This is a genomic window from Dyadobacter sp. CY343 (assembly GCF_021390335.1).
Lineage (GTDB): Bacteria > Bacteroidota > Bacteroidia > Cytophagales > Spirosomataceae > Dyadobacter.
The window spans coordinates 1-21,304 of record NZ_JAJUXK010000003.1 but is presented as its reverse complement, the minus strand read 5'-3'; the positions used below and the strand labels follow the sequence as shown (position 1 = coordinate 21,304).

The 21,304-nt window shown below is 47.2% G+C and carries 18 protein-coding genes; 14 read left to right on the top strand and 4 right to left on the bottom strand.

Annotated features, from left to right (window positions below):
- Positions 1 to 13: 13 nt before the first annotated feature.
- From LZG94_RS08420 to LZG94_RS08405, 4 genes are all read left to right on the top strand, one after another.
- Positions 14 to 568 carry a TetR/AcrR family transcriptional regulator gene (locus LZG94_RS08420; RefSeq protein WP_233791482.1) on the top strand — a complete coding sequence of 185 codons (555 nt, stop codon included), beginning with the start codon at positions 14 to 16 and terminating at the stop codon, positions 566 to 568.
- A 52-nt stretch (positions 569 to 620) separates the two neighbouring features.
- Positions 621 to 1,532: an NAD(P)/FAD-dependent oxidoreductase gene (locus LZG94_RS08415; protein ID WP_233791481.1), complete on the top strand. Its 912-nt coding sequence runs from the start codon at positions 621 to 623 to the stop codon at positions 1,530 to 1,532.
- Positions 1,533 to 1,566: 34 nt separating this feature from the next.
- Positions 1,567 to 2,745 (top strand): class I SAM-dependent RNA methyltransferase, encoded by a 1,179-nt coding sequence (locus tag LZG94_RS08410; RefSeq protein WP_233791480.1) that lies wholly within the window; start codon positions 1,567 to 1,569, stop codon positions 2,743 to 2,745.
- A gap of 77 nt (positions 2,746 to 2,822) precedes the next feature.
- Complete coding sequence (locus tag LZG94_RS08405) at positions 2,823 to 2,996, top strand: hypothetical protein (protein ID WP_233791479.1); 174 nt, start codon at positions 2,823 to 2,825, stop codon at positions 2,994 to 2,996.
- A 109-nt stretch (positions 2,997 to 3,105) separates the two neighbouring features.
- Here LZG94_RS08405 and LZG94_RS08400 read toward each other — a convergent pair whose 3' ends face one another.
- Positions 3,106 to 4,545, bottom strand: a complete 1,440-nt coding sequence (locus LZG94_RS08400; protein ID WP_233791478.1) for an arabinose isomerase — start codon at positions 4,543 to 4,545, stop codon at positions 3,106 to 3,108.
- A 175-nt stretch (positions 4,546 to 4,720) separates the two neighbouring features.
- Between LZG94_RS08400 and LZG94_RS08395 the strand changes: the two genes are divergently transcribed.
- Both LZG94_RS08395 and LZG94_RS08390 read left to right on the top strand, forming a co-directional pair.
- Positions 4,721 to 5,608, top strand: a complete 888-nt coding sequence (locus tag LZG94_RS08395; protein ID WP_233791477.1) for an AraC family transcriptional regulator — start codon at positions 4,721 to 4,723, stop codon at positions 5,606 to 5,608.
- 86 nt (positions 5,609 to 5,694) lie between these two features.
- Positions 5,695 to 6,264: a hypothetical protein gene (locus LZG94_RS08390; protein ID WP_215232983.1), complete on the top strand. Its 570-nt coding sequence runs from the start codon at positions 5,695 to 5,697 to the stop codon at positions 6,262 to 6,264.
- On the opposite strand, the gene treZ is transcribed toward LZG94_RS08390, so the two are convergent.
- Together treZ and glgX are read right to left on the bottom strand one after the other, a co-directional pair.
- A complete protein-coding gene (gene treZ / locus LZG94_RS08385) occupies positions 6,259 to 8,091 on the bottom strand; it encodes a malto-oligosyltrehalose trehalohydrolase (RefSeq protein WP_233791476.1) in 1,833 nt (610 codons plus the stop codon). The two genes, LZG94_RS08390 and treZ, sit on opposite strands and share 6 nt — an antisense overlap.
- Positions 8,088 to 10,268 (bottom strand): glycogen debranching protein GlgX, encoded by a 2,181-nt coding sequence (gene glgX, locus LZG94_RS08380; RefSeq protein ID WP_233791475.1) that lies wholly within the window; start codon positions 10,266 to 10,268, stop codon positions 8,088 to 8,090. The genes treZ and glgX overlap by 4 nt, the downstream gene beginning before the upstream one ends.
- Positions 10,269 to 10,460: 192 nt before the next feature.
- On the opposite strand from glgX, the gene LZG94_RS08375 reads away from it, so the two are divergent.
- The 7 genes from LZG94_RS08375 (at position 10,461) to LZG94_RS08345 (ending at position 18,545) form a co-directional block, all read left to right on the top strand.
- Positions 10,461 to 10,724 carry a hypothetical protein gene (locus LZG94_RS08375; RefSeq protein ID WP_233791474.1) on the top strand — a complete coding sequence of 88 codons (264 nt, stop codon included), beginning with the start codon at positions 10,461 to 10,463 and terminating at the stop codon, positions 10,722 to 10,724.
- Between the two features lie 96 nt (positions 10,725 to 10,820).
- Positions 10,821 to 12,416 (top strand): response regulator, encoded by a 1,596-nt coding sequence (locus LZG94_RS08370; RefSeq protein WP_233791473.1) that lies wholly within the window; start codon positions 10,821 to 10,823, stop codon positions 12,414 to 12,416.
- Between the two features lie 14 nt (positions 12,417 to 12,430).
- Complete coding sequence (locus LZG94_RS08365; protein WP_233791472.1) at positions 12,431 to 16,030, top strand: response regulator; 3,600 nt, start codon at positions 12,431 to 12,433, stop codon at positions 16,028 to 16,030.
- Positions 16,031 to 16,300: 270 nt separating this feature from the next.
- Positions 16,301 to 16,666, top strand: coding sequence for a response regulator (locus tag LZG94_RS08360; RefSeq protein ID WP_215232977.1), 366 nt, complete (start codon positions 16,301 to 16,303; stop codon positions 16,664 to 16,666).
- A gap of 9 nt (positions 16,667 to 16,675) precedes the next feature.
- Positions 16,676 to 17,485: a protein-glutamate O-methyltransferase CheR gene (locus LZG94_RS08355; RefSeq protein ID WP_233791471.1), complete on the top strand. Its 810-nt coding sequence runs from the start codon at positions 16,676 to 16,678 to the stop codon at positions 17,483 to 17,485.
- Complete coding sequence (locus LZG94_RS08350; RefSeq protein ID WP_233791470.1) at positions 17,467 to 18,048, top strand: chemotaxis protein CheB; 582 nt, start codon at positions 17,467 to 17,469, stop codon at positions 18,046 to 18,048. Before LZG94_RS08355 ends, LZG94_RS08350 begins: the two co-directional genes overlap by 19 nt.
- A gap of 122 nt (positions 18,049 to 18,170) precedes the next feature.
- The gene (locus LZG94_RS08345; protein WP_233791469.1) at positions 18,171 to 18,545 is read left to right on the top strand and encodes a DUF983 domain-containing protein; all 375 of its coding nucleotides are present in this window, start codon (positions 18,171 to 18,173) and stop codon (positions 18,543 to 18,545) included.
- A 334-nt stretch (positions 18,546 to 18,879) separates the two neighbouring features.
- Here the strand turns inward: LZG94_RS08345 and LZG94_RS08340 are convergent, their stop codons facing one another.
- Positions 18,880 to 19,755 (bottom strand): helix-turn-helix domain-containing protein, encoded by an 876-nt coding sequence (locus LZG94_RS08340; protein WP_233791468.1) that lies wholly within the window; start codon positions 19,753 to 19,755, stop codon positions 18,880 to 18,882.
- Positions 19,756 to 19,952: 197 nt separating this feature from the next.
- Here LZG94_RS08340 and LZG94_RS08335 point away from each other — a divergent pair.
- Positions 19,953 to 21,304, top strand: a 1,352-nt coding sequence (locus LZG94_RS08335; protein WP_233791467.1) for a tail fiber domain-containing protein, incomplete at its 3' end; no start/stop codon positions are given.

Below are 21,304 nucleotides of genomic sequence, written 5' to 3'. Positions count from 1 at the left end.
AAGAAAAACAACCTTGAAAGACACCGAGCAAAGTATCATTGAAGCGGCGATCCTTATTTTCAATGAGGACCTTTCTGCGCCTTTGGAAAAGGTGGCAGAAAAGGCGCAGATAACGCGGCGGACACTCCACAGGTATTTTAAGGATCGGAACGAGCTGATGCTGAAATGCAAAACGGAGATCAGAAAAGCTTGTCACAAGGCTATGCAGAAAGCGTATGACAGTACCGAAGATCCCGTAAAGCGACTTGAATATATGTTTTATGCAGGGGTAGAATGCGGTACCAAAGACACTTTTCTACACAAACTACACACTTTACATGACCACGATCATCGTGCACATGACAAGGAATGTGCAGAATATGATGATACTTTCTCGGTCTGGAAATCGCATTTGCAATATCTTCAAAAGGAAGGGCTGATCAGCTCGATGATGACAGTGGAATGGATGCACCAGTTGTTCCAGGGTATTGTAGGTGCTTCCGTTTCTTCCAGAAATAATCCGAAAAACGATTTAGAAGTAGTTAAGAAGCTAGGCTGGTTTTCATTCAGCCGGGGAATAGGACTGTAAATTTTTTTATCCATGCATGTCTCACATTTGAGACATTTAAACAAAAAAACAAATGATATCTGAACAGGATTTTGATGTAGTGATCGTCGGCGGTAGCTATGCCGGATTATCCGCTGGCATGGCGCTCGGCCGCTCGTTGTGGAAAGTGGCAATTATCGACAGCGGTAAACCCTGCAATGCACAAACCCCGCATTCACACAATTTTATCACCCACGACGGCGACACGCCAGCCGCCATTACCGCCTCTGCAAAGGAGCAGGTACTCGCCTACCCGACCGTTCATTTTATAGAAGATCTGGTGGTAAATGCTTCCGGCACCGACAATGATTTTACGATCGGCACGCAAAAAGGACAGCAGCTGAAAGCCAAAAAACTGCTCTTCGCGACCGGCGTGAAAGATCTGATGCCCGACCTGCCCGGCCATTCCGAATGCTGGGGGATTAGTGTGATACATTGCCCGTTTTGCCACGGATACGAGTACCGCGACGAAGAAACAGGAATTTTGACGAATGGTGAAATGACGCTTGACTTTGCAAAACTAATCCGGAACTGGACACCGAAACTGACCATTTTCACAAACGGCCCGGCCACATTTGACGATCATACAAGAGCAACTTTAACTCGAATCGGTGTCGCCCTCAACGAGAAAATCATCACAAAAATCGAGCATGAAAATGGGTACATCAGCCAGCTCGTATTCGCCGATCAGGAAACACACCAATTGAATGCACTGTATTCGCGACCACCATTTGCACAACATTGCCAGCTTCCGGAACAGCTCGGATGCGCATTAAACCCGCAAGGTTACATTGTTGTGGATCCAACTCAGAAGACCAATATAGCCGGCATTTTTGCAGCTGGTGATAACACCGCAATGGCAAGATCCGTCTCCGGCGCAGTTGCTGCGGGCGGTATGGCGGGCGCCCGGATCTGTCACGAGTTGATCAGCCAGCAATATTCTTAGTATGTTTGCAGGCCATTAACGCTCATAATTTCCGATGTCAATATATAATACCCCGGCCAATGTCATTATCACCTGCTACCGTCGCCTGGCTCCTTTTCTGGAACAGGAAGTAAAGGAACTCGGCTATGAGGTAGAAGAAACGTTTGCGACCGGCATTCGCATTACAGGTACAGTAAATGACTGTATCAGATTGAATATCAACCTATACTGTGCAAGTCAGGTGTTGTATAGTCTGGGTAAATTCACTTCCAGGAATGCGACCGACGTGTACCGCTTTTTATCCGAAATACCCTGGGAAGATCTTTTGCCGGAAGACGGTTTTTTTTCGGTAACCAGCAATGTTCACAATGAAACTGTGAACAACTCGATGTTTGTGAATGTGAAGGTCAAAGATGCGATCGTTGACCGGATCAGGGCGAAAAAGGGCATTCGGCCTTCGTCGGGTTCTGAAATGGACCGGGCTGTGGTACATCTTTTCTGGAAAGAAGACCAGGCAGAGATCTTTATCGATACATCGGGAGAAACGATCGCCCGCCACGGTTACCGCAAAATCCCAGGACAGGCGCCTATGCTCGAATCACTTGCCTCAGCTACAATCCTGGCGAGTAAGTGGGACAGGAAATCTGCATTCATTAATCCAATGTGCGGCGCGGGCACACTGGCGATAGAAGCTGCATTGATCGCTACCAACAGCAAACCTGGCCTTTTCAGGAATAATTACTCTTTCATGTATTTCCACGGTTACGACAAAGAGTTTTATTATGCAGAACAGGACAAAGTGGAAGCTCAGATTACCGAGGCTCCCGGTTTGAGGATCATTGCAACCGACCATAGCGAGAAAGCGATTGAAAATGCTAAGAAGAACGCAATTGCTGCCGGAGTGGCAAATATGATCGAGTTTTCGGTTTGCGATTTTGCTGATACAGAGATTTCACAAGAAAATAAGGGGGTCTTTTTTGTCAATCCCGAATACGGCGAGCGGTTGGGCGAAGAGCAGGAACTTGAAGAAACTTATGGACGAATTGGTGATTTTATGAAACAAAAGTGTGGAGGATATTCCGGGTACATCTTTACCGGCAACCTGGATCTGGCCAAGAAAATTGGCTTGAAAGCCAAACGCAGAATTGAGCTCTATTCTGGTAAAATCGACTGTCGCTTACTGGAATACGAGCTTTATGAAGGTACCAGACGCACAATTGCACCGACGGAATAGAAGTATTATAATCTTTTGACTGGAATCTCTGGCACGATAATTAGATTATTAAGAGCATAATCAAACAAACAGTTGTCATGAAACAGTCACAGAATTCGGGGACGATGAGTCAAAGCCAGAATCCCCGGGCAAGGCCTGAAAACAAAGACAATTTGGACAGTAGGCACAAGGAAGAGGAAATGGTGAAAGGTAATCACATTACCAACAATCAGAAGGATCACCATAGCCTTAATAAGCAAAGTGAAAATTAGAGTGTAAGTCTTTGTGTTTATTGTGATTAGACCGAGAGCCGGGTTCAGAATTTCTGAATCCGGCTCTCTTTTTGTATTGATATGGGTATAAATAGAGATATAGGTTCAACTAGCAAACTATCCTCGTCTCAATACCAAGTAACTGTCCCAACTTGCTGATTTTAGAGCTGATATGCCCTATTCCTACTGCACAATGGTGAGCCGGGCCGTGACCGTTCCAGCATGCGACAAATTTCCGGGCGCCCAAAGAGAAACGATAGCGGCTGTTGGTATTACCAATTTCGAGGATCGGACCAGCGACTGATTCTCCCTCCGCGACGAGCAGAATCACCTTTCCATCCACTGTTTCTACCACCGAGAGCAATGTAACCGGCCCGTGCTTTACGCTCATTTCGACAGACAGCCCATTCCCGACTTTTCCATGATACACATACAGCGGCCGCACTTTTGTTTTACCTTCTGCAATCGCAATATGTCCCGGTCCGTCGTGGCCCATTAATACAATATCATCGTTAAAATCCATTGCATAATATTCTGTAAATGAACCGCCTGCCCAGAAACTATCCATAATTTTCATCGCCTGCGCATTCTTGATTTCGTATTCGCCGGCGACCGGAATGCCGCGGGCTGTTAGCAGGGAATTGCCTAATATTACAGAGCTCATCGTATTTTCATTCCATGAATTGCCGGTACCTTTATGGTAGTACGCCATCGAACCCAGCTGGTATTTTTCAACGAGTTTGTCCAGGGCCACAGCTGTTTTTGCGGCTCTTTCAAGTTCATTCTCAGCGCAGTCTTCTTCAATCTCAAAAGTCGAGTGAAACGTTGCCAGCATTTGTGCGACTTCTGTTTCATTTACCTGCTCGCGCAATGCAGAAAGTTCGTCTACTTCAATCACTTCAATATGTCCGCCGAAATTGGCAGTTTGCAAAGTCAGGTCAGAATAAATATCGAGCATTCCTCCATAATAATTGCCCATTACCCCCAGCCTATTGTGCGCCATTGTATGGGCTACCTGCGCCGCTTCGATCCATTCTCTGGCCTCATCCCACGCAAGCGGATCGTCGTGGAGCATTCCGGTAATCTGGCAGAATGGGACCTTAGCGCGGTTGAATACGTTCGCAATCTCGGGCACCGGGCACGCGGAGCAGTAAGCCAGCCACTCGCCAGTCATTTTGGTCCTGTCGCCGAGCTGGTTAAACCACTTGTAGTCGATAGCGGCTTCGGGCGCCAGGTTTAGTACGATCACGGGCACTTTTGCACGGCGGACTACCGGAAGTACCGTAGCGGAAAGTGCGTAAGTGGTCACGTATAGAAACAGCAGGTCTACGTCGGCACGCCGGAACTCGTGCCCGGCATCGAGCGCCTTTTCGGGCGAATCGATCAACCCGAGGTTGACGATCTCAGCGCCAAAGCCGCCCAGCTTTTCGGAAACGATTTCGAGATAGCCTTTGAGCCTTTCTTCGAGCCCGTCAAACTGTTCCCAGTAGGCTTGTAATCCGATGCCGAAAAGCCCGACTTTCAGCGGGTAGCTGCTGTGACTTGCCATATCAAAAAATACAAATTCGAAATAATAAAGGTAGATTCCGCAGCTCAGCTTGTTTGAATTAAAAACTGCATTTAGTAGATTTGAGCCTGCTAAATGAAACTTTGGTTCGCAAAAATAGGACATAAATAAGATCGCAGTCAATGAATAAAGTGATTCATTATTTGCACATATTGATATGGAACTGTACAGAAAGTATTTCAGCACCGAACAACTTGAAGAGCTGGCCGACTCGGAACCGAACTGGGGAGTCTCAATCCTGAATGTCGGTCACAACCTGCACCCAGCCGGAAAACTGTACCCCGACAATAATCACCCGGACAGCTATTATTTTGACTGGGAAAAGGGCAGGGTAATCCAGGAATTTCAGCTTGTGTATATTTCGAGTGGCAGCGGCGTATTTGAAACGGAGACCATCCCGCCGACCCTCGTAGAAGCCGGTACCGCATTTCTGCTTTTCCCGAATGTTTGGCACCGCTACATGCCTTCGCAGGAAACGGGCTGGGAGGAATTCTGGGTAGGTTTTGGCGGACATTACTCCGAATATTTAATGCGCCAGGAATGCTTCAAACCTGACAGTCCGCTCATCCGAATCGGTTTTAATTCTGAGCTGCTCAATGTATTTATCAGGCTCGTTCAAACGCTCAAATTTGAAGGAATAGCATTCAAACAAATATCGTCCTGCCTGGTGATCCAGCTGCTCGGGCTCGTTTACGCGTCGGCTTTGATGACCGACCGGTCGCGGTCCCATAAAGAAAAGCTGGTTCACCGGATGCGCTACCAGATCCATGAACACAGTACGGATATCATCGATATGGAGAAATTGGCTGCCCAGCACGGAGTGAGTTACGGCTGGTTCAGGAAAGCATTTAAAGAAGTGATAGGCACATCTCCGGGTCAATATCATTTGAATTTGAAAATAGAAAAAGCTTGTCAGATGCTGCGGGAATCGTCTTTATCAGTTTCCGAAATTGCATTCAAAACCGGCTTTGAATCCGAGTTTTATTTTTCCAGGATATTCAAGAAAAAAATGACCGTGCCTCCTACTTCTTACAGGGAAGGATAACAGTAAAGGTAATTTAAGGGCCCTACTTTCGTTGATATGGTGGTTTTGATAAATACCAGCAACCACATATCCTGAAAATACTTCCGATGAAATATATCGCTTTCTTACTGATCATCATCGGCCTGAGCTCCTGCGAGTGGATCGGCAACGCACCAAGTTTTGGTGACGATTTTGTCACTTATACGATCCGCGAAGGCCGTCACGAGGTGGAGAACAATCTGAATACACCTTTCACTTCCTCTTCCATGAATTTCCAGGCGGTATTCGACAGCAGCTGCGTTTACCAGAATGCAATACCTGAAAATCAAAACGATATCAATAAGTTGTACGGGTTTTCAGATTGCAGCTCGGGCCACCAAAGCAACAGTGCCCGCTTCGGCTGGAATTGGCGCGAAGGGGCACTGCGTATTTATGCTTATGTATATGTGAACGGCACGCGGCAGGAAAAAGAACTTGGTACCGCCGAACTGAATGAGCCGGCCAGCTTCAAGATCGCACTGCGCGACAATTCTTACCTATTCACATTCCGCGGAATGGAAACCAGTATGCCGCGACACTGCACAGGCGGGGTCGGCGTTGCTTACAAGCTGCTGCCCTACTTCGGTGGAGACGAGCCCGCACCTCAGGATATCAGGATCAAAATCCGCAATTTATAACGCTGCGAATAATGAAAAAGATTCTGCCGCAACAGTCAGCTTACCTTCCGTTTTCTCAGGTAAAGTTTGTTTCCCATTCCATTCTTCATCCGACGAAGCGATCAGCTTCCGCCAATTATGACCCGCAGGCAAAGTAACTTCCTCCGTATTTTTAGAAAAATTAAGAACACCTAAAATGAGCTGCCCGCCGGTATTTCGCTCCAAAATGATCGTTTCTGAACCTTCCGGCACGGTAACCTCCAATCCTGACCTGTCCGCAGACCGTAATGCTGGTTGCTCTTTCCTTAATTTAATCAGCGCTTTGTAATAGCGGAACATGGTCTGGTGCGGCTCTTGTTCGAGCAGGTTCCATTGCAATGTGGAGTTATTAAATGTTTCCTCTCCAACCGGATCAGGCGCGTCGCCCTCGATATGAAAAGCGGCAAACTCACTTTTCCGGCCTTTCCTCACTGCCTCAGCCAGCTCGGGATCTGTGTGGCTCACAAAGTATTGGAAAGGGTTGCTTTCGCTATATTCTTCCCCCATAAACAGCAGCGGCAAAAACGGGCTCACCATAACGGTTCCGGCCAGCAGCTTCTGCATTTCAAAACTCACCAGCTGGCTCGTCCGCTCGCCGAGCATCCGGTTTCCTACGTGGTCATGATTTTGGGAGAAAACGATAAACTGGTGTCCTGGAAAACCTTCGGCTTTTACTCCAAACGTCCGTTTCCGGTGTTCGGAATAAATTCCGTCGAACACATAAGCGTCGCGGAAAGATTTAGCCAGCGAGGTAATCGGGTCGAAGTCGGAATAATAGCCGCTTTTTTCCTGGCCGGAAGATACCCTTAATGCGTGGTGAAATTCATCCACCCATTGCGCATCCATTCCGTAACCGTTTTCTGAGCCTGGTTTGATATAGCGGGTATCGTTCAAATCCATTTCCACGATCAGGTAATGCTGCTTTCCGGTGGATTTACTCAGCTCTTCCGTGCGCATTTTCATCTCTGCCAATAAATGCACCGGACTAAAATCCTTGATTGCATGAACCGCATCGAGGCGCAAACCATCAATATGAAAGTCGCGGAACCACATCAATACATTTTCAACAAAATAGTGCCGCACAGCATCGCTCCATGCATCGTCAAAGTTGATCGCCTCTCCCCACGGTGTATTATACTTTTTGGTAAAATAAGGCCCGAACTGCCCGAATATATTGCCGTCCGGTCCCATGTGGTTGTAAACCATATCGAGGATTACAGCGATTCCTTTAGCGTGGCAGGCATTTACAAAGCTTTGCATTGCCTGCGGCCCGCCGTACGAATCCTGAACACTATATGGAAAAACGCCGTCGTAACCCCAGTTGCGCGGACCGGCAAACTGGGAAACGGGCATTAGTTCGATAGCGGTTATGCCCAATTCTACCAGATAATCCAGGCGCGTTTCCATGGCAGCGAGCGTGCCTTCGGAAGTGAATGTCCCGATATGCGCTTCGTAGATAATGTAATCCGGAAGCGAAGGGTTTGCCCAATGCGCATCGGTCCACTGAAATGCATCCAGGTCAACTGCCTCCGATGCGCCGTGTACACCTTTTGACTGAAAAAGTGAAGCGGGATCAGGCAACAGCTTACCATCACCCAAATCAAACTGGTAAGAATCGCCCGGCTTTACTTCCTCGGTTTTGGAATTCCAATATCCATATTCCAGCTTTTCCAGAGCGACCTTTTTGCCAGACGTTTCAATTGACAAAGTCACTTCCTTGGCCTCCGGTGCCCAGACCAGAACTTCGGCTTCTCCCTGATGATTGAATCTGATACCAGGAATTCCTGGTTTCGTATTGATGAGCTTCATATTTTTTGTTCTTCCAAAGCATGTTCAAAAATAATAATCGAGCGGCTCTCCACAGTCACAGCAGTATCAGGCATAAACGTTTCGCCATTTTCACTGACTCGACTTTCACTGGTATCGATCACTTTCCGCCACTCACTTCCGTATTTTTCGGGCGGCAACATATATTGAACCGGTTCGTAATGAGCATTGAAAACCATATAAAAGCTATCATCATAAATCGGTTCGCCTTTCGGGTTCATGTGACGTATTCCTTTACCGTTCAGGAATATACCGAGCGACTTTGCATAATCGTGGTTCCAGTTCTCCTCGGGCATTTCCTGTCCGTCGGGTAAAAACCAGGCAATATCCTCCAACCCTATTCCCTTGATCGGCATACCACGGAACCAGTGTTTCCGGCGGAATGTCGGGTGAGCTTTACAGAACGCGATCAGTTTTTGGGTAAAGCCAAGTAAGTCCTGATCCACTTTATCCCAATTGAGCCACGAAATTTCATTATCCTGGCAATACGCATTGTTATTTCCACCCTGCGTTCTGCCCCATTCATCCCCTGCCACCAGCATAGGAACACCTTGTGACAAAAATAATGTAGTCAGGAAATTGCGCTTTTGCCTGTCGCGAAGTTTGAGTACTTCTGGATCGTCTGACGGACCTTCATGCCCGCAGTTCCACGATTGATTGTGGCTTTCCCCATCCATGCTATTCTCGCCATTCTCTGAGTTACGCTTCTCATTATACGATACGAGGTCATTCAAAGTAAAACCGTCGTGCGCCGTAATGAAGTTGATACTGGCTGTCGGGTGGCGATCTTCTCCTTTGTATAAATCAGAACTTCCCGTAAAGCGTTCTGCGAATTCGGCCAGCATACTATCTGCTCCCCGCCAGTAATCGCGCATACAATCCCGGTAGCGGCCGTTCCACTCTGCCCAGCCTATTGGAAACTTACCTACCTGATATCCATCCTGACCAATATCCCAGGGCTCGGCGATCAGCTTAACCTGTGAAATAATAGGATCCTGGTGAATAATATCGAAAAACGCGCTCAAACGGTCCACTTCGTGCAGCTCGCGCGCCAGTGTGGAGGCGAGGTCGAAACGGAAACCGTCGACATGCATTTCTGTGATCCAGTAGCGCAAACTATCCATGATCAACCGCAATACATTCGGCAGGCGCGCATTCAATGTATTACCGGTACCGGTGTAATCCATATAGTAGCGGCCGTCCATTAACCGGTAGTATGCCATATTATCAATACCCCTGAAAGAAAGCGTCGGTCCCATTTGGTTGCCCTCTCCGGTGTGATTGTACACCACATCAAGGATCACTTCGATTCCCGCCTTATGCATTTCCTTCACCATATTCTTAAATTCGAGTACCTGCTCTCCGTGGGTACCCGAACTGCTGTAACGCACATCCGGTGCAAAAAAACCTATTGAGTTATATCCCCAGTAATTGGTAAGACTTCTTTCTTTCAAATGCCTGTCGGATACGAAATGGTGCACAGGCATCAATTCAAGCGCATTAATGCCCAGCTTTTTCAGATAGTTGATACTTGCCGGGTGCGCCAGACCCGCGTAGGTCCCGCGAATATCTTCGGGAATATCAGGGTGAAGGTTGGTAAAACCCTTCACGTGCGCCTCATAAATAATAGTATCGTGATACGGGATTTCGGGCCCTTTTACATCTTCCCAGTCAAAGGTGTGATCTATAACAACAGACTTCGGAATATAGCAGGCACTGTCCAGATCGCTGAAACTCAGGTCTTCTTCTGGATCACCGATCTTGTAACCGAAAAGCGCATCGTGCCACTGGATCGTTCCCGAGATAGCTTTGGCGTAAGGATCTATTAAAAGTTTGTTTGGGTTAAATCGCAGCCCGACTGTCGGCTCGTAAGGACCGTGTACGCGGTAGCCATAAAGCTGTCCGGGTTTCAGGCCGGGAACGTATACATGCCACACGTGATGCGAAACTTCCCTGATCTGGATCTTTACATTTTCTGAAAGACTATCGGGCGAATCAAACAAACACAATTCAACGCCGGTCGCATTTTCCGAGTATAGGGCAAAATTCACCCCTTTTTCATCCCACGTCGCGCCAAGGGGATAAGGTTCCCCTGGATACACGACAACATTGTCCAATTTCGATTGGTCAATTAATTTTTTATTGGCAATTTTTCTCATTTTGCAAAATTTATTTTCCCGCTTAAATTCCTCTGACAGGCCAGCTGCACAGCTTTTGCGGAATGGATTACAGTATGAAAAATGGCCTGCCGGATCGTTAGTACGCCATTTGCTATAAAATTATGCCAACCGGGCTCGCCCGTGGACGGGAGATATTTCCCCATTTGCCATATTTAACACAACCTTAATGCGATGACAGATCAACAGCTCTTATTGGAAATGCAGCAATTCTTGGAAGAAGTATCCGCTACGAATGAGGATACTACTTTTGATCCTGACCATGATTACCTCGTAGAAGCACTGATCACGCTGGTGCGGGAAGAAGAGAAAACTTCTATTGTTGAGGATTTTGATACACCTTATCTGCATCCCATGCTTACTGTGCAGAAATGGGTGGAAGAGCTAAAATTGCTGGTTGCCGAAAAGCTGCGGGACGAAAGTGTTGGTTCAGAGTAAGAAAATGCCTTATTTGCGCAAATAAACGGGTTTTTGGTATGATTTTTATAGGTAAAAATCATACACACACTCCTTTTTGTTCCTTTACCAACGCTTATGATCCTGATTGTCGACGACAGGCCGGAAAACATTCTACCTCTAAAAAAAATCCTGGAATTACACGGTTTTAACACGGACACTGCGGAGTCCGGTGAAGAGGCACTGAAGAAAGTTCTGAATACCAGCTACTCCGTCATTATCCTGGACGTGCAAATGCCCGGTATGGATGGATTTGAAGTAGCCGAAGCAATCGCAGGGTTCAGCCGGGCGAAAGACACGCCAATTATCTTCCTTTCGGCTGTTAATACCGATAAACGCTTTATTACCAAAGGGTATACTTCTGGCGGGATCGATTATCTGACCAAGCCGGTTGATCCTGATATTCTGCTGCTTAAAGTCAAAACGTTCATTCGGCTCTACGAGCAGCAGCAGCAGCTGAAAGCGATCCAGGAATCGCTGCGGCAGGAAATTGATACCCGGAAACATGCGCAGGAAGAACTCGCTTTGAGAATGCAGGAACTCCGGTTTATCCTCGAATCCTTGCCGCAGATCGCATTTACGATCAAAACCGACGGGAAAATAGAATTTGTCAACGAACACTGGTTCCAGTTTTCAACGGAATCCGGCGTGTTCCCGGAAACCCATCCTGACGACGATTTTTACGACCGGTGGGAAGCGCATTTCAAAAGCGGCAGTGAGTTTACCAGCGAGGCGAGGCTTAAACATCTTGAAACAAACGATTACCGGTATTTTCTGTTAAAGATCATCCCGATATTTCAGAATAGCGAAATTGTCCGCTGGGTAGGTACATTCACAGATATTCACCAGCAAAAAATAGTCAACGAGCTGCTTGAACATAAGGTAGAGCTGCGCACCCGGGAGCTTCTCGACAAAAATTCGGAACTTGAAATTACTAACCACGAATTACAACAATTTGCCTGGGTGGTTTCTCACGATTTGAAAGAGCCGCTCCGCAAGATCCAGACATTCAGCCATTTAATAAAAGATAAGTACCTGAGCGATAACATGGAGGCGACTTCTTATCTGAACCGCTCTATCAACTCCTCCGCCAGAATGTCGCGCCTGATCAGCGATCTGCTCGACTACTCGCGCCTGTCGGTCAAGGCGTTTTTCCAGCCTACTGATTTGAACCAGCTGATTTCCGAGCTGCTTATGGATTTTGATGAAAGTATCCTGGAAAAGAACGCGACGGTGCAGGTAGGTAAGTTGCCGATCATCGACACCATTCCGAGCCAGATCAGGCAGGTGTTCCAGAACCTGATCAGCAATGCGCTGAAATTTTCCAAAAAGGATGTACCGCCCGTTATCCATATCACTGCCGATCTGATCGATAGCAAAGACGTTTCCGCAAATATTTCGCCTGACGGAAAATTTGTCAGGATTACGATCGCCGACAACGGGATCGGCTTTAATGAGAAATTCCTGGACCGGATCTTTGTTATTTTTCAGCGGCTCAATAACCTGAGCAACTATGAAGGCACAGGTATTGGACTGGCGATCGCCAAGAAGATCATGGACAAACATAACGGGCTGATCTCCGCGCAAAGCATTGAGAATGAAGGCGCTAAATTTATCCTGGTAATGCCGCTCGTGCAGGACCGGATTTCCCAGGAAACGACATCAGACATATAAGGTAAAAAGCTTCTATGAAAAAAACCTCTAACTCAATTATACAGCAACTTCAGATTGTATTCTCTTTCTCAATCCTGCTTCTCATTTTCAGTCTGCTGGCCTCCTATTACAGCACCCAAAAGCTGATCAATAATTCGGAGCTGGTTAATCACACCAACGAAGTGCTCCTGGAAGCAGAAGCGATCATTTCACACATGAAAGACGCCGAAACCGGGCAGCGCGGCTTCCTGGTCACGCACGATCCTGAATTTCTTACACCGTATAACGGAGCTTACGAAAAAACGACGAATAGCTACAACCGTCTTACCGAGCTGACTGCCGATAACCCGGAGCAGCAACGGTACCTGCGGGAAGTGAAGGCTTTGTATGAAGCTAAATTCGGGCAGATGCAAAATATCATCGATATGGCGCGGAAAAGTCAGAATATGGTGGAGGATACCGAGGCCAGACTTCGGGAAATGGTGAGAGGAAAGAAGGTAATGGACGATCTGCGGCTGGCAGTGCAGCAGATCAAGGAACAGGAAAAAGCAATCCTGGCAACCCGGCTGGAACAGCAGCAGATTTATATTCAATATACTCCTATCCTGCTGGTAGTAGCAGCATTGGTCTCGATTCTGATCACACTGTTCGCCTATTTGAGGATCAAAAACGATATGGACAAAAGGATCGTCCAGCAGCAGATTGAGACTGACAAATATGCAGAAACACAGCGAAGAATCGCTCATATTGAGGAAGTTACACAAGACGTTTCCGATGGCGACTATTCGGTTAGAGCTGTGGAAGATAGTGAGGATGAATTGGGCCGAATTGCGATTGCGCTCAATAAAATGGCCGGCTCACTCGAACAGACCTTTAATGATCTGAACAGTAAAAACTGGTTGCAGGCCGGTGCAGTGCGGGTGAGCGACGCGATCAGAGGCGAGCGGATCCTGAAAAAACTGACCAGTAATCTCCTCAATACCTTGATCGAATATAGCGGCGCGCAGTTGGGTACCATATATATTTTGGATAGTGACTGGAACTTCAGACTGAGCAGTAGCCACGCAGTCCGGAATCCGTCCGAGTTCCTGGTTTCGGGTGAAGGGTTGGCGGGACAGGTTATTGAAAGTAAAAAACCGCTGATTATCAGTAATGTACCTGATAACTATCTGCGGGTTTCGTCTTCTCTGGGCGAAAGTAACCCGGCGGCCCTTGCTATTCTGCCGCTTACCTATTCCTACGAATCTATCGGGGTAATAGAACTCGCATTCCTGGCAGAACCGAACGAATTGCAAATTCGCTTTTTACAGGAAAACCTGGAATCGATGGCGACAGGCGTGAATTCCGCTTTGGATTATCTCAAACTTCAAAACTTCCTGGAAGAAACGCAGGCGCAGTCGGAAGAGCTGCAAACGCAACATAACGAGCTCGAAAACCTGAATGCGGAACTGGAAGCGCAGTCGCAAAAATTGCAGGCTTCGGAAGAAGAGCTTCGGGTACAGCAGGAAGAATTGCAGCAAACCAATGAAGAGCTGGAAGAAAGAAGCGGGTTGCTGGAAGAGAAGAATATCGAGATCGTTAAAAAAGCCGAAGAGCTTGAACTGACAACGCGGTACAAATCTGAGTTCCTGGCCAATATGTCGCACGAGCTGCGAACTCCGTTGAACTCTATTTTACTATTGAGCAGGCTTTTATCCGAAAATGATGATCAGAATCTGACAGACGAGCAAATTGAATATGCGACGGTTATCCAATCTTCCGGCAACGGTTTGCTGGGACTTATCGACGAGATACTTGACCTTTCCAAGATCGAGGCGGGCAAGATGGAGCTCGATTATGTGAATGTGGCTGTGAAGGAGATCACCGAAGATTTGAAAGGTCTGTTCTCCCCTGTTGCGCGCGAAAAGAATCTGGAATTTGAGATTAACATTGCCCCAGACGTACCGGCGGTCATTGAAACTGATAAAATGCGTTTGGAGCAGATCCTTAAAAACCTGATCTCGAATGCATTGAAGTTTACTTCCGTCGGTTCCGTGCAGGTCAATATCAAGTTGCAGGAAGGAAACGATCGCATGCTTTGCTTCTCTGTACGCGATACCGGAATTGGCGTAGCTCCTGAAAAACAGCAGCAAATTTTCGAAGCATTTCAGCAAGCCGACGGATCTACCAAACGCAAATACGGCGGAACCGGCCTGGGGCTTTCCATCAGCCGGGAACTGGTGAAACTGCTGGGTGGGGAAATATCGCTGACCAGCATTGTGAACAAAGGAAGTGAGTTTACCCTATTCATTCCGATCGATGCAAACGATACGGTTGAACAACCCGAAAACCAGAATTTCTTTAAAAGTACCCCCGATGAACCTGTGGTACGTAAAGCCGAGCCCGACTACCGGTTTATCAGCACAGTAATCCCCGAAAGCATTCCCGACGACCGCAATACGATAATCAGCACGGATAAGACCATATTGATCGTCGAGGACGACACTTACTTTGCCAAATCGCTGCTCGAATACACGCGTCGGCAGGGCTATAAGGGAATTGTTTCGGTACGCGGCGATGAAGGCTTGCAACTGGCCAAAACCTTTAAACCGATGGGGATATTGCTGGATATTCAGCTGCCCGTGGTTAGCGGCTGGGAGGTGATGGACCAACTGAAATCCGACCCCGAGACGCGGCATATTCCGGTACATATTATGTCGTCGCACCGATTGAAAAACGAAAGTCTGATGAAAGGCGCGGTTGATTTTATCGATAAACCTGTCGCGATCGACAAGATGCAGGAAGTGTTTAAAAAGATTGAATATGTGATCAGCAAAAAATCTAAAAAAGTACTGATCCTGGAAGATAACTCGATGCATGCCAAGGCGCTAGCGTACTTCCTGGCCACATTCCAGATTAATTCAGAATTGAAAAGTGACCTCGCCGAAGGAATACAGGCATTGAAAGAAAATCAGGTAGATTGTGTGATCCTGGATATGGGTATCCCCGATAAAAAGGCTTACGAGGCGCTGGAAGAGGCGAAGAAAAACCCTGGTTTTGAGAATATCCCGATTATTATTTTTACGGGAAAAAGTCTGTCGATGTCCGAGGAGCTGCGGATTAAGCAATATGCAGATTCTATCATCGTCAAAACGGCGCATTCTTACCAGCGGATGCTGGATGAAGTTTCGCTGTTCCTGCATGTGGTGGAGGAAAACAAAAAGAATCCTCAGAAACTGATCGACCAGAAGAAGCTCGGCGGCCTGAGCGAGATATTGAGCAACAAAACGGTATTGATCGCCGACGATGATGTGCGGAATATATTTTCGCTGTCCAAGTCGCTCGAAAACTACAAAATGAATGTGATCACCGCGCTCGACGGTAAGGAGGCGCTGGCCAAGCTGGAAGAAAATCCTTCGGTGGATGTGGTGCTGCTGGATATGATGATGCCGCAAATGGACGGTTACGAAACGGCGCGGCGCATTCGGGAGAATATCAAATGGCGGAACCTGCCCGTAATCGCAGTTACCGCCAAAGCAATGACCGGCGACCGCGAGAAGTGCATCAACGCAGGCGCGTCGGATTACATTACAAAGCCGGTAGATATCGACCAGTTGATGTCGCTGCTGAGGGTTTGGCTTTATGAGAGGTATTGATTAATTAGTGAATGAGTGAATGAGTGAATGAGTGAATGAGTGAATGAGTGAATAAAGAATTTTGAATTAGTGAATGAGTGAAGAATTTTGAGTAACTGAATGAATGAAGAATTTTGAATGAGTGAATGAGTGAATGTGGATAAAAAATCTCGAATGAATGAATAATGAATGACCTCCATGAAACGGGGAATAACGTATTAACTCATTGACTCATAAATAATTCACTCATTCACTCATTCACTAATTCACTCATTCAACATTAAAGATACTATGAGTAAGAAACGGGTTTTGATTATTGATGATGATTCGCGGAATATATTCGCGCTGAAAGCTACTTTGAAGGCGAAAGGATTTGACTGCGTTTCTAGTTCTGGTGCGCTGGATGCTTTGGATCTGTTGCGGACCAATGAAGCAATAGATGCAGTGCTGATTGATATGATGATGCCGGAAATGGATGGTTATGAGGCGATTCCGATCATGAAGGCGATCGAGCACCGGGCTGGTATCCCTGTTATCGCTGTCACCGCGCAGGCGATGGTGGGCGATCGGGAAAAATGTTTGCAGGCGGGTGCCGATGGCTATATTTCAAAACCGATCGACGTGGATAAGTTGCTGGGATTGCTGGCGGGTATTTAAGTGTGAAAAATGATTGAAGATGAAGATATCGACCTGCTGCTGAATGACTTATTCGATTTATACGGATATGATTTCATGAGCTATTCCCGGGCGTCGCTCCGGAGGCGGATCGAGCGGCTGTGCATGCTCGACAAGTTTCCCAGCTTCGCCGAGCTAAGGTACCGCGTACGAAACGATCCTGAATACCTGAAAAGATTTGTGGAAGAAATTACGGTGAATGTGACCGAAATGTTCCGTGATCCTTCATTTTACAAATCCCTTCGCGATGATATTCTTCCCGTTTTGGGCACCAAGCCTTTTATCCGCATCTGGCACGCGGGCTGCTCAACGGGCGAGGAGGTATATTCGATGGCAATTTTGCTGAAAGAGGCTAACCTGCTTCGCAAATCGCTTTTGTATGCAACAGATCTGAACCCTACTGTGCTGGAAAAAGTACGAAAAGGAATTTTTCCACTCACCCAAATGAAGCAGTATTCCGAAAGCTATATTTCCTCCGGCGGGACGCGCGACTTTTCGAGTTATTACACAGCAAATTATGGTCAGGCGAAATTTGACAGTGAGCTTTCCGAGAAGATTATTATCTCGACACATAACCTCGTTTCTGACAGCTCCTTCAATGAATTTGACCTGATACTCTGCCGAAATGTGCTGATTTACTTTGATAAAAAATTGCAAGACAGGGTATTGCAGCTTTTTGACGCAAGCCTGGGTACACTGAGCTACCTGGCGCTGGGCACGAAGGAAACGCTGAAATTTTCGGTGGTCCAGAACAAGTTCAAGCAATTGAACCGTGAAAAAATATGGAAGAAAATAGAATAGCGCCGCATTGTGAACTGTTGCTGATCGGAGGGTCGGCGGGTAGCCTGGAAGTACTCTTCAAACTCCTGCCGCTGCTCAAAGGCCATTTGCCGTTTCCGGTGGTACTGGTGCTGCACCGGCGCAATTCGGGTGATTCTTCGCTGACGGAGCTGCTGGCGAGCAAAAGTTCGCTGTTTACTTCCGAAGTGGAAGACAAGGATCCGATCCTGGCTGGCAATATCTACCTCGCTCCTGCCGACTACCACTTACTAATTGAAAGCGACCGCTCGTTCTCGCTCGACTACTCTGAAAAAATTAATTACAGCCGCCCGAGTATTGACGTCACATTCGAATCAGCAGCGAACATTTACGGATCTTCGGTCGTAGCCGCGCTTTTATCGGGCGCGAATGAAGACGGTACCAGGGGACTTCTGGCTATTCAGAAAGCAGGCGGGCGCACAGTTGCACAGCTTCCGGCTACCGCGCAAATGCCTTTTATGCCGCAGCACGCGATCACTTCCAACGCCGCCGGGCTCGTGCTGGACATTCCGGGAATGGCGCAGTTCTTCAATACACTGGAATAGATTTTATAATCGTTGATTTTTACCACAAAAGGTATCTTTTGTCATTTTTCCCAACCGCTTTTTTGAGGAGATTTGTCTAAATCCTAATAAAAGGCACCGCCTCTCACATAAACGGATTGATCATGGCCAAGCACAGCAGAATATACAGCGTACTATTTAATAAATGCCCGCGATGCGGGGAAGGTGATTTTTTTGTGAGCAAAAGCGCTTACGACCTCAGGAACTTTGAAAAAATGCACAAACACTGTCCGCATTGCGGCGAGAACCTGGTACCAGAGCCCGGCTTTTACCAGGGTGCCCTGTACATGAGCTATGCATTTTACGTAGCCTTCATGGTGATCGTTTTTCTGATCGTGGTCAACTTTTTCGAGCAATACCTCGACTATTTCCTCTACGGCATCATCCCGATCCTGATCATCCTAACCCCCTGGTTCTACCGCCTAGCAAGACGCGCCTGGCTGGCGATTTTTATCAAGCCAGCGGCGGGGGAGGGTTAATGGTGAATGACCGGGTCGCCGGTGCGATGAATGATTGAATTAGTGAATGAGTGAATGAGTGAATGAGTGAATGAGTGAATGAGTGATTTATCGACTTGTCACCCTGAGCGCAGTCGAAGGGCAGGCGTTATCGCTCCTCCCTTCGACCGCCCGGCGGCCCGGTCCGCTCAGGCTGACAAAGTTTCATCCTACCTTCCTCCTTCCCCCCTTTTATTCACTCATTCACTCATTCACTAATTCACTAATTAGATTATTCAATCATTCATCGCACCGGCGACCCGGTCATTCAAAATTCCTCCTTTCCTCCTTCCTCCCTTCCTCCCTCCTCCCCTAACTACCCCTTCAAAACCCCCTCCCTCCACCCCTCCGGCGTCACTCCTGTCTCCTTTTTAAAGTACTTCGTAAAATAAGAGTTGTCGCTGAAATTCAAGGCGTAGCTGATTTGGGAGATGGTTAGGTCGGCGTTGGTGAGTAGTCTTTTTGCTTCCAGGGTGATGCGGTTGCGGATGAGGGCGCCGGCTTGCATTCCGAGGTGTTCTTTGCAGAGTGCATTGAGGTGGTTGGGGGTAATGTGCAGCAGCGGCGCGTACTCACCGGGTAGCCGTAGCGTGGTATAATGCTGGCTGATCAGCTTCTGAAAATCCCTGATTATCTGCGGCTTGTGTGCCCTGCGCTTTTGTTCGGCACTAATTGCTTCACTTTGCTCTATTGTCAGGAAAAGCTGTAAAAGCAGGACGCGGATCAGGTCGGCTTGCTGGGAAGTGATAGGCAGCGGGTATTTTAGCAATTCTTCAAAAAGCCCCACGATTTTTCCTTGCATTGTTTCCGGAAGTTGTACCACCGCGTGACTGCTGTCTCCGTCGAAAAATGAAAATGAATCCAGGTAATCGGATTGCAGGAGGAACGAGCGGAAGAATGATTCTGAGAAATTGACCACATAACCCTCCGTTTCGCCCTCAAACTCCCAGGTATGGATCTGTCCGGGGACCATAAAATACATCTGGAATGCCCGTACATCGAAGCTATTGAAATCAATGGTATGCGAACCGGCTCCGCTGGTAAACAGCACAAGCTGGTAGAAGCTATGCCGATGCGGAAAAACAAGGTTCTGATGCGCACGCAAGTACTGCGCGAAACGGCTGATCATAATATCATCCGCCCGGTACTCCGACAAAGGCCCGATTTCAAGTCTGGGAAAATGGGAATGCATAAAGGTAAAAGGCTATTCCCTCAAATGTAAAAACTTCCCCCCAATTCCCCCATCCTACCTTCCTCCATCCTCCTTCCTCCCCCTTTCACTTACCGCTAAATCGTTAACACCCGCCGCTTACTTATCCATTTTCCCTTCCCGGATTACTCAGTGCATATTGAGTGAGCTTTAAAACTCACTTTTAAACCAGACTAGCTATGAGATCGGGATTTTATCAAAACACACTAGGCAGGATACCTGCTTTTAAGAAGAGATTTGAATTGATGTTTTTGTTATGCAGCATTTTGCTTTGCGGGCTGGATGTGCGCGGGCAGGTGCCGAAGATGTTTCAATTTCAGGGAGTAGCCAGAAACGCTGACGGGAAAATTGTTGCCAACAAAGCGATTTTAGTAAATGCCTTTATTGAAAATCCTGATGATGGACAGTTTGTATTTGGTGGGCTATATCAATCTACAAGCAACGCACAAGGGATATTTACGATAGCAATAGGTGGTGTAGATTTATCTAATGGAAATTCCCTTGATATGTCGCTTAACGACTGGGTGCATAAACATTACCTATTGAAACTATTTATAGATACTGTGGGTGACGGTTTGCACTATAACGAGCTGGAAAGTGTGCCGCTATTAAGTGTCCCCTATGCTTTCGTTTCTAATCATGCGGCTTATGCAGAAAAGGCAGGTAGCGTAAACAACTTAACACACGATCTTCCAATCATCCAAACTGGTACAACTAATGGACCTGCATTACCTGCTGTGGGTATTGGGAATAAGCTAATTTGGTATCCGAAGAAGGCATCATTTAGAGTTGGTCAGGTAACTGGAACACAATGGGAAGATACTCAGATTGGCAACAACTCTTTCGCTTCTGGTTTGGATGTAGTCGCATCGGGATCGCAATCTACATCAATCGGTACGGGACTTGTATCTAAAGCAAGTGGGGGAACTGTTCTTGGAACTTTCAATAACGTAGAGGATAATCCGAACGGGGGAGGTAACGATAGGATCTTACAAATCGGAAACGGGAGCGGAACTAATGATTTAGAACGATCTAATGCAATAACCGTATTAAGAAATGGGCGGGTCGGAATAGGCAACTTTGCGAGAAATCCATACTATTTGCTAGATGTTGCTGGACGAATGCGCATCCAACATCAAGATGGAGAAACCGCTGGAATTCACTTAAATACTGCAACAAACGCGTTGGGTAGCTTCATAGGAATGAAGACTGATGATCAAGTTGGCCTATTTATTGGTGACAACTGGCGCTTCTGGGTAAATGCGCAGGGCAACGGCTACCTCAACGGCAATATCCTGCAAACCTCCGACCGCCGCCTGAAACGCAACTTCTCTCCTGTTGCAAACAGCCTTTCCAAATTAACCAACCTGACTGGCCAGCATTATTTCTGGAAAGACACTACCAAAAGCCAGGAGCTGCAAACGGGGCTGATCGCCCAGGAAGTGGAGCAATACTTCCCTGAGCTGGTCACCACGGACGATAAGGGTTTCAAAGCAGTCAACTACATCGGCCTGATCCCGCATTTGATCGA